The sequence below is a fragment of the Streptomyces hainanensis genome (genome assembly GCF_004348415.1).
GTDB lineage: Bacteria > Actinomycetota > Actinomycetes > Streptomycetales > Streptomycetaceae > Streptomyces > Streptomyces hainanensis.
In genome coordinates this window covers 1-9,043 of the sequence record NZ_SMKI01000324.1, presented here as the reverse complement: position 1 = coordinate 9,043, position 9,043 = coordinate 1, and the positions used below count along the sequence as shown (strand labels likewise).

The following is a 9,043-nucleotide window of genomic DNA, read 5'->3' as shown; positions in this document are numbered from 1 at the left end:
GCTGGGCCGCGTGGGGTTGGGGGCCAGCAGCTCCTGGGCGGTGCGCACCAGCCGTAGCGCGTCGTCGCGGCCCCACAGCAGGGCCCGGTCGCGCAGGGCGTCGAGGGCGAGCGGCAGCCGGTGCTCGCCGCCGGGCAGCAGTGCGGCCAGCGCCTCGACGGGGCACGGCTGGGGCGCGACGGCCAGTGCCTCGGCGGTGCGGAGGGTGAAGGTGTCCAGCCGCTCCAGGGCGCGCAGCACGGAGGCCCGGGTGCCGGCGCGGGTGGCGAGCTGGGAGAGGTCGCCCGGCAGTGGCGACAGCAGGTCGGCCCTGGCCCGCAGCAGCCCGGCCAGCTGCGCGTCGGTACGGGCGCGCAGTTCGTCGGCGAGGGTGCGGGGGGCCGGCGGCCTTGTCATCCACCCAACGCTACCCGGACGGCCGCCGCTGAGCACCGGACGGGACGGAACGAGACGTGAACTCCGCACAACGCCGTACAGGGCATCGTTCTCCGAACAGGAGCATGGTTGCGCCGGAGCAAAGCTGCATATGCCAAGATCTGTAGGCGAGTGGACTCGGGGGGTTATGGGGCGGCAGACTCGGTGCTCTGCCGACGGAAGGACCGAAGTACCGATGCCGCCGAGGGAGAACCCCACCTACCGACAGGGGCGTCTGGGCACGGAGTTGCGCAAACTGCGGGAGCGTGCCGGTCGCACCGCGCGGGAGGCCGCGGGGATGCTGGGGACGGACCAGGGAAAGATCAGTCACATAGAGTCCGGCCGGATCGGGGTCAGCGAGGAGCGCATCCGCAAGCTCGCCACATTCTACGAATGCACAGATCAGGCCCTGCTCGACGCGCTCTGCGCGATCGCCCGCGAGCACCGGGGGCAGTTCTGGTGGGACGAGTACCGTGGCATTCTTGCCCCTAGCTGGCTGGACATCTCGGAGCTGGAACACCACACGGCCAGCATGCTCCTCTGCTGCACGGTGACCATTCCGGGGCTGATGCAGACCGAGGACTACGCGCGGGCCCTGTTCGACGGCGGGCTCATCGAACTGCCACGCGAGGAGCTGGAGGCCCGGCTCGAGCACCGGATGCGGCGAAAGGTTGTCCTGGATCGGGACAACCCCATGCCCTTCCACGTGTTCCTGCACGAGGCCGTGTTGCGGATGCGGTACGGCGGCCGGACGGTCGCCAGGGCCCAGCTCGACCAACTGCTGCGGGACACCGAGCGGCCGCACATCCGGGTGCGGGTGATCCCCTTCACCAACGAGGAGTTCTTCGAGGCCACCACGGCCGTCTCGTACGCGCACGGCCTCGTGCCCGATCTGGACACCGTGCAGATCGACACCCCCATCGGAGGCTTCTACCTCGACACGGACGCCCCGCTCTCCCGCTACCGGATGTTCTTCGAACGGGCCCTCAAGGTCTCGCTGCCGCCCGACGAGTCACGGCAACTGATCTACCACGTCGCCCGCGAGATGTGACCCCGCGGGAGCCTGGGCGCTCCGCTGGGAGTGCCGGGGCGGACCGCGCCGGGATCGGCTCGGTCGCGGCTCGGTCGCGGCTCAGCCGCGGCTGTTGATCCGCCCGATCTCCTCGATCACCCGGCGCTTCAGCTCCCGGCCCATCGGCGCGTACCCCAACTCGGCCGCCAGCCGGTCGGCCTCCACGTCGGTGAGCGCCCAGGTCCAGAAGTCCCTGACGAGCGCCGCGGTCTCGTCGTCGTAGCCGCACTCGTAGGCGAAGATCCAGTTGGCGCCCGTGATCGGGTAGCCCTCGCCGCCGATGTCGTCGATGTTGAACTGGAAGTCGTCCGGGATCGTGGCCTCCTCCGAGGCCGCCGTGGTGGCCTCCAGCGTCGGCTCCACCGGCGTCCCGTCCTCGTTCACCACCCGCGCCGTCGCCAGGTCGTTGGCGAGCGCGTAGGACTGGTTGACGTAGCCGATCCCGCCCGCGTTCTCCTGGACCGCCCTGGTCACACCCTCGTTGCCCTCGCCGCCCAGGGTGTCGTCGTGCCAGTCGATGTCCGTGCCCTCGGCGTACCCCTGGGCCCAGAACGGCACCTCGGTGGTCAGGAAGCGGGTGAACACGTAGGTGGTGCCCGAGCCGTCGGAGCGGTGCACGGGCAGGATCTCGGTGTCCGGCAGCTCCATGTCCGGGTTCAGCGCCGCGATCGCCGGGTCGTCATATCGGGTGATCCGCCGGTCGTAGATGCCGGCCAGCACGTCGGGGTCGAGCACCAGGCCGTCCAGCGCGTCGTCGTGCAGCGCCAGCACCACGGCGCCGAACAGCACCGGGAACTGGACGGCCTCGCAGCCGCGCACCTCGCGCGCCACGCTCAGCTCGCCCTGCTGGAGGTACCGCTCGGACGAGCCGAAGTCGACCGCGTCGGCGAGGAACTGCTCGATCCCGCCACCCGAGCCGACCGCCTGGTAGTCGATGTCGACGCCGGTCTCGACGCCGTCGGTGTAGGACGCGATCCACTCCTGGAACAGCGGATCGGGGAACGTCGCCCCCGCGCCCGTCAGCTCGCCCGTCAGCGAGCCCCTGGTCACGGTGGGCCGGTCGTCCCCGCCGGCCACACAGCCGGCGAGGACCAGGGCGGCCGCCGCCGTGAGCGCGACGGCCCTGGCGAAAGGTCTCCTGCGCATGGCACCCCCTCGCGACCCGGAGGGCCCGTCAGCCGAACCGGCCGGAGATGTAGTCCTCGGTGGCCTGGACCGACGGGTTGGAGAAGATCTTGTCCGTCGCGTCCACCTCGACCAGGCCGCCGGGCTCGCCGACCGCCTTGAGGTTGAAGAACCCGGTGGTGTCGCTGACCCGCGCCGCCTGCTGCATGTTGTGGGTCACGATCACGATGGTGTACTCGGACTTGAGCTGCATCATCAGGTCCTCGATGGCCATCGTGGAGATGGGGTCGAGCGCCGAGCAGGGCTCGTCCATCAGCAGCACCTCGGGCTGCACGGCCACGGCCCTGGCTATGCAGAGCCGCTGCTGCTGACCGCCGGAGAGGCCCGAGCCGGGCTTGGAGAGCCGGTCCTTGACCTCGTCCCACAGGTTGGCCGCCCGCAGCGAACGCTCCACCAGCGCGTCCATGTCGGCCTTCTTCATGCGCTTGCTGTTCAGCTTCACGCCCGCCACGACGTTGTCGTAGATCGACATGGTCGGGAACGGGTTGGGACGCTGGAACACCATGCCGATCTGCCGCCGGACGTTCACCGGGTCGACGTCGGCCCCGTACAGGTCCTGGTCGTCCATCACGACCTTGCCCTCGACGCGCGCGCCGGGCACCAGCTCGTGCATGCGGTTGAGGGTGCGCAGGAACGTCGACTTGCCGCAGCCGGAGGGACCGATCAGGGCGGTCACCGACTGGGGCTGGATCGTCATGGAGACGCCCTGCACGGCCAGGAAGTTGCCGTAGTAGATGTCGAGACCGTTGACCTCGATGCGCTTGGCCACTGTCGTTCTCTCTTCTCTCCGTGTCGTCAGCGGGTCTTGGGGGCGAAGAAGCGGGCGATCAGCCGCGCCAGGAGGTTCAGCACCATCACGATGAGGATCAGCGTGAGGGCGGCCGCCCAGGCGCGGTCCAGGCTGAACACCGGCGGCACGCCGGGGGACGCGTACTGGGTGTACGAGAACACCGACAGGGTCGCCATCCGGCCGTCGAACGGGTTGAAGTTGTCGCTCGTGGTCATGCCGACGGCGACCAGCAGCGGGGCCGTCTCGCCGATCACCCGGGCGATGGCCAGCGTCACGCCGGAGCCGATGCCGGCGGCCGCCGTGGGCAGCACCACCTTCATGATCGTCCGCCACTTCGGCACCGCCAGGGCGAAGGACGCCTCACGCAGCTCGTTGGGCACGAGCTTCAGCATCTCCTCGGTGGAGCGCACCACGATCGGGATCATCAGCACGCTCAGCGCCACCGCGCCCATGACGCCCATCCTGGCGGCCGGGCCGAGGAACAGCTGGAACAGGGCCACCGCGAACAGACCGGCCACGATCGACGGGATGCCCGTCATCACGTCCACGAAGAAGGTGATGTAGCGGGCCAGCCGGCCACGGCCGTACTCCACCAGGTAGATCGCGGTCAGCATGCCGATCGGCACCGCGATCAGCGTGGCGAGCCCCGTGATGATCAGGGTGCCGAAGAGCGCGTGGTGGACGCCGCCGCCCTCGCCGACGACGTTCCGCATCGAGTAGGTGAAGAACTCGGCGTCGAAGCGCTCGAAGCCGCGGTCGAACACCGTGAAGAGCACCGAGACCAGCGGCAGCAGTGCCAGCAGGAACGCCGAGGTGACCATGGCGGTCACGAACCGGTCGAACGCCTTCCTGGCGCCCTCGACCGAGCGCGACCACAGGTAGAGACCGGCGGTGTAGAGCGCGGCGGCCAGCAGCGTGGCGGCCACCGGGCCGAACACGCCGAGCAGCCAGAGCGCCGCGCCGAGCACGGCCGCGGCGAGCAGGACGCCGGGAGCGGCCCGCCTCGGGAGCGAGCCGTGGGTCAGCCGCGCCGGCTGGAGGTCCGCCTTGTCCGGCCCGACCGGCCCGGCCTCGCGGCTCTCGGAGGTGGTGGGGGTCGTGGACATCAGTTGGCTCCCGAGAATTCGCGACGCCGGTTGATCACCGCGCGCGCACCCATGTTGACCAGCAGGGTGACGGCGAAGAGGACGAGGCCGGAGGCGATCAGGACGTTGATCGTGAGGCCGGAGGACTCCGGGAAGGTCAGCGCGATGTTGGCCGCGATGGTCGACGGGTTGGCGCTGCTGATCAGGTTGAAGCTGACGTTGCCGGACGGCGAGAGCAGGATGGCCACCGCCATCGTCTCGCCCAGCGCGCGGCCCAGGCCGAGCATCGCGCCACCGACGATCGCCGAGCGACCGAACGGCAGCACCGCCATCCGGATCATCTCCCAGCGGGTGGCGCCCAGGGCCAGCGACGCCTCCTCGTGCAGCCGGGGCGTCTGCAGGAACGCCTCCCGCACCACCGAGGTGATGATCGGCAGGATCATCACCGCGAGCACCAGCGAGATCGTCAGGATGGTGCGGCCGGTCGCCGAGGCCGGGCCCTCGAACAGCGGGATGAAGCCCAGGTTCTCCTCGAGCCAGCGGGTCGGCTCCACCGTCCGCGGCGCGAGCTCGGCCACGCCCCACAGACCGAAGATGATGCTGGGCACCGCGGCGAGCAGGTCGATGACGTAGCCGAGCGCCGCGGCCAGCCGCCGCGGCGCGTAGTGGGTGATGAACAGAGCGATGGCCACTGCCAACGGGGTCGCGATCAGCAGGGCGAAGAACGCCGAAAGCAGGGTCCCGAAGAGCAGTGGCCAGACGTAGACGACGAACGAGTCGTCGCCGGGTATGTCCTCGGCCGGCGCCGTGATCGCCGGCCACGCCTCGCTCACGAGGAAGGCCGCGACGCCGGCCAGGATGACCAGGATCAGCACGCCTGACCCGGTCGAGGCGGCCGCGAAGATGCGGTCACCTGGCCGCTGCGGCGCCCCGCGGGTGCGCGTCTTCTCTGTGGTGGGGGGCACTCCTTGTCCCTTTCTCGCTGCTCTCGTCTGCTCTTCGCTGCTCTTCGCCGCCGGGCACGGCGTCCCCGGCCGACACCTCGCCGGGAAGCCCGCCGGTCCGGGCCGTCACCCCGCTAGGGAGACCGCCCGGACCGCGGGGAGTGGAGGTGGCTGGATCAGCCGGCGGCGCCGATGGCGTCCACCGCGGGCTGGATCTGCTGGCGCAGCTCGTCCGAGATCGGGGCGGAACCGGCGGCCTCGGCGGCGGCGGCCTGGCCCTCCTCGCTCACGATGTAGGACAGGTAGCCACGGGCCAGCTCGCCCTGGGCGGCGTCGTCGTAGGACGCGCAGGCCAGACCGTAGGAGAGCAGGACGATCGGGTAGGTGCCGGCCTCGGTGGTGTCACGGGCCAGGTCGAAGGCGAAGTCGTGCTCGCCACGGTCCGCGACACGCTCCGAGACGCCGAGCACGGCGGCCGCGGCCTCGGGGGAGTACGCCACGAACTCCTCGCCGACGCCGACGTTCACGGTGCCGAGCTCGCCGGCCTGGCTGGCGTCGGCGTAACCGATGGTGCCCTCGCCGCCGGTGACGGCCTGCACGACACCGGAGGTGCCCTGGGCGGCCTCGCCACCGCTGACCGGCCACTCGCCGCTGACCTCGTGCGGCCAGTCGTCGCCGGCGGTCTGCGACAGGTAGTCGGTGAAGTTCTCGGTGGTGCCGGACTCGTCGGACCGGTTCACCGGGGTGATCGCGGTGTCGGGCAGCTCGGCGTCGGGGTTGTCGGCCGCGATCGCCTCGTCGTTCCAGCTGGTGATCTGCTGGTTGAAGATCTGGGCGATCGTGCTGGGGGACAGGTTCAGGGAGTCCACACCCGGCAGGTTGAAGATCACGGCGATCGGCGACACGTACACCGGAACCTCGACGACCTCGCCACCGCACCGCTCGTTGGCGGCGGTCAGCTCCTCGTCGTCCAGGTAGGCGTCGCTGCCCGCGAAGGAGACCGCGCCGGCGATGAACTGCTCACGCCCAGCACCGGAGCCGGCCGGGTCGTAGGTCACGGTGACGTCCGGGTTGGCGGACTGGAAGCCGGCCATCCAGGCCTGCTGCGCGGCGTCCTGCGAGCTGGCGCCCGCACCCGCGACGCTGCCGGACAGGCTCGACGCGTCGGTGGTGCTGTCGCCGCCACCGGTGGAGCCGTTGCTGTCGTCCTCGTTCTCGCTGCTGCAAGCCGTGACCAGGGCCAGGGCGGAAACCACGGCTATCGCGGCGGTCTTGGCGCGCACGTTGCGCATGACCTTGCTCCTTGTTCATGTTCCAGCCGGCCGGCTGGGGTGCAGATGACTTGAATTTGTCGTGCCGAACGTAGGGGGGCACGACGAAGCGGCGAGGGCCAGAAGGTGAACAGAAAGATAGGTTCGGCGGAACCGACCGTTTCACAAAAAGTGTTGGAATCGTTAAGGAGTGAGCGGGTGCGAAACACCCGGGAACGCCGGCGGGCCCGACGGCGCGCCGCCGGGCCCGACCCTTGTCCCGTCAGCTCTCCGGCGGAACCAGCCGGTAGCCCACGCCACGCACCGTCTGGATGATCTCCGGGTGGTGGGGGTCGTCGCCCAGGCGCTCCCGCAGGCGCCGAATGTGAACAGTAATGGTGTTCGAACGCCGGGCCCCCTCGCCCCACAGCTCGGCGCGGATCCGGTCCCGGGTGATCACCTTCTCGGCGTGCAGCATCAGCAGGTGCAACAGCTGGAACTCGCGCAACGGTAGCCGGGCCGTCGAGATGCCGTGCATCCGGACCTCGTAGGTGCTGGGATCGAGCGTCAGCGGGCCGCACACCAGCGGCTGGTCCCAGCCGCGCGGGCCCCGGTCCGCGAGGCTCAGCAACTGCGCCACCTCACGCGGCCGGTAGGGACGGGCCACGCAGGCGCTCGCCCCGGCCGCCAGCGCGGGGCCCACCTGCGCCGTGTCCTCGGGGCCGACGCCGAGCACCACCGGGATCGACAGCCGCTTCCGCACCAGCCGCAACACCGTCGCCCCGTCGATCACGGGCAGCTCCGCCGACACCAGCAGCACGTCGGGCTTCCGCAGCCCCGCCTCCAACAGCGCCGCCGCGCCGTCCGCGCAGTGCACCACCGACACCTGGTACTTGGCGAGCTGCGCCGTCAGCCCCTGCCGGATCCGCTCGTCCGAATCGGCAAGCAGCACCACGGGGTTGGAGCCGAGCGGGATCGGCTCCGGCAACTCCTCGGGGAACTCCACCTCGGCCGCCAGGGGGAAGACGTTTCTCGGCTCGCTCGGCTGGGAGGAGGACGACGTCGAACGTCGCGGTCTGGTCGAACTCAACCATGCGCCCATGGCGCTCTCCCTCGCTGTCGCGGTCGGCAGTGAAGAACGCGGTGCGGTCGCGCTCCCGGGGCGTGGTGTCGATGCCAGGATCGACCAGGATCGAAGTGAGACGGGGACGTTCACCATGTAACGAGCCGTGGGTAGCGGGTTGTACGGCGTTCGGTGAACCCCCGATGAACAACGGCGTTATCTCAGGTTCGGTCTCTCACGAGTAGCATCAGAGAGGGTTCCGGGTCGGTCTGGACGCAGGGGCAGTTGGCGTGGGCATCGAGAGTGAACAGCTGGTTTTCGACTATCTGAGCCGGGTCGGCGACCTGGCTCACGGCACCGCCATGTCCGCCGCCGAGCGCGCGGCGCTGGTGGGTCGGCTGCGGGACGAGATCGGCCGCCAGCGGTCCGCCGCCACGGGCGGCGGGGAGAGCCGGTCGTCGGTCAAGCGGATCCTCGGCCGGATGGGCAAACCGGAGGACGTCGTCGCGGCGGCCTCCGGAGGGGGCGGCGGCGGCACGCCGGCACCCGCCGCCGTGGCGGCGCCCGAGGCGCCGGCCGCGGTACCGCCGCCGCGCGTTCCGGCCGCCGACCCGGGGCCCGAGCCGGTGTTCGAGGCGATGCCGAAGGCGTTCTGGCCGGACGGCGACATCGGCCGATTCCGCGGCGGCATCGAGATCCCCGAGATGCTGCGGCCGGGCCTCGCCGGCGACGACGAGCCGGTCCCGCTCACCAAACCGTCCGACGCAGCGGCCGACGAGCCACCCGTCGTGGTCGCGGCGCCCGAGGCACGCCCGTCCACCGGCCGCCGGCTGGCCCGCGCCGCGCTCAGCGGCAGGCGGATCGGCGGCCCCGTCGAACTGCTCGGCGTCATCCTGCTGGTCGGCGGCACCGTCGCCGGCTCCATCGTGGTGCTCGCCCTCGGCTGGCTCACCTGCTACTGGTCACCCCGCCTCAGCCGCCGCGAAGCCCAGTGGGCGACCCTCGGCATGCCGGCCGCCGTCGCCAGCGGCTACGCCGTCTGGCTCCTCGGCCGCGCCGGCGGCTACTGGGGCGAACTCCTCGCCGAAGGCGAGGCCGAGGACCTGCTCTCCGACCACTGGCCCTGGCTCCTCCGCGCCGCGGCCCTCGCCAGCGCGGCCCTCCTGCTCCTGCGAGCCCGCCGCCACGTCCCCCCGCCGAAGGCGGACACCTGACGCCGGGGGTTCTCCCTGTCTCTTAT

8 protein-coding genes and 1 pseudogene are annotated in these 9,043 nt (G+C 70.9%); 2 read left to right on the top strand and 7 right to left on the bottom strand.

The genetic code is table 11. The annotated features are described in order from the left end of the window. Positions 1-396, bottom strand: a pseudogene (locus E1283_RS25425) (DNA-binding protein); the annotation flags it as partial. A 214-nt stretch (positions 397-610) separates the two neighbouring features. Here E1283_RS25425 and E1283_RS25420 point away from each other — a divergent pair. Next, complete coding sequence (locus tag E1283_RS25420) at positions 611-1,465, top strand: helix-turn-helix domain-containing protein (protein WP_132820478.1); 855 nt, start codon at positions 611-613, stop codon at positions 1,463-1,465. A gap of 81 nt (positions 1,466-1,546) precedes the next feature. On the opposite strand, the gene pstS (E1283_RS25415) is transcribed toward E1283_RS25420, so the two are convergent. The 6 genes from pstS (E1283_RS25415) to E1283_RS25390 all read right to left on the bottom strand — a co-directional run bounded on the left by pstS (E1283_RS25415) (position 1,547) and on the right by E1283_RS25390 (position 7,842). Then, the gene (pstS, locus tag E1283_RS25415; protein ID WP_132820477.1) at positions 1,547-2,632 is read right to left on the bottom strand and encodes a phosphate ABC transporter substrate-binding protein PstS; all 1,086 of its coding nucleotides are present in this window, start codon (positions 2,630-2,632) and stop codon (positions 1,547-1,549) included. 28 nt (positions 2,633-2,660) lie between these two features. Next, the gene (gene pstB / locus E1283_RS25410) at positions 2,661-3,440 is read right to left on the bottom strand and encodes a phosphate ABC transporter ATP-binding protein PstB (protein WP_132820476.1); all 780 of its coding nucleotides are present in this window, start codon (positions 3,438-3,440) and stop codon (positions 2,661-2,663) included. Between the two features lie 26 nt (positions 3,441-3,466). Further along, entirely contained in the window at positions 3,467-4,567 is a 1,101-nt protein-coding gene (gene pstA, locus E1283_RS25405) for a phosphate ABC transporter permease PstA (protein WP_132820475.1), read from the bottom strand. Then, positions 4,567-5,511: a phosphate ABC transporter permease subunit PstC gene (gene pstC / locus E1283_RS25400; protein WP_132820474.1), complete on the bottom strand. Its 945-nt coding sequence runs from the start codon at positions 5,509-5,511 to the stop codon at positions 4,567-4,569. The genes pstA and pstC overlap by 1 nt, the downstream gene beginning before the upstream one ends. A 155-nt stretch (positions 5,512-5,666) precedes the next feature. Continuing rightward, entirely contained in the window at positions 5,667-6,782 is a 1,116-nt protein-coding gene (pstS, locus tag E1283_RS25395) for a phosphate ABC transporter substrate-binding protein PstS (RefSeq protein ID WP_132820473.1), read from the bottom strand. A gap of 241 nt (positions 6,783-7,023) precedes the next feature. Next, a complete protein-coding gene (locus tag E1283_RS25390) occupies positions 7,024-7,842 on the bottom strand; it encodes a response regulator transcription factor (RefSeq protein WP_243745096.1) in 819 nt (272 codons plus the stop codon). Positions 7,843-8,093: 251 nt separating this feature from the next. Between E1283_RS25390 and E1283_RS25385 the strand changes: the two genes are divergently transcribed. Then, on the top strand, positions 8,094-9,017 hold the full coding sequence (locus E1283_RS25385; RefSeq protein ID WP_132820472.1) for a hypothetical protein: 924 nt from the start codon (positions 8,094-8,096) through the stop codon (positions 9,015-9,017). The last annotated feature ends 26 nt before the right edge of the window (positions 9,018-9,043 follow it).

Coding starts and splice junctions, on each gene's coding strand:
- pstS (WP_132820473.1), bottom strand. CDS start 6,782: ATGCGCAACGTGCGCGCCAAGACCGCCGCGATAGCCGTGGTTTCCGCC.
- pstA (WP_132820475.1), bottom strand. CDS start 4,567: ATGTCCACGACCCCCACCACCTCCGAGAGCCGCGAGGCCGGGCCGGTC.
- E1283_RS25390 (WP_243745096.1), bottom strand. CDS start 7,842: ATGGGCGCATGGTTGAGTTCGACCAGACCGCGACGTTCGACGTCGTCC.
- pstS (WP_132820477.1), bottom strand. CDS start 2,632: ATGCGCAGGAGACCTTTCGCCAGGGCCGTCGCGCTCACGGCGGCGGCC.
- E1283_RS25420 (WP_132820478.1), top strand. CDS start 611: ATGCCGCCGAGGGAGAACCCCACCTACCGACAGGGGCGTCTGGGCACG.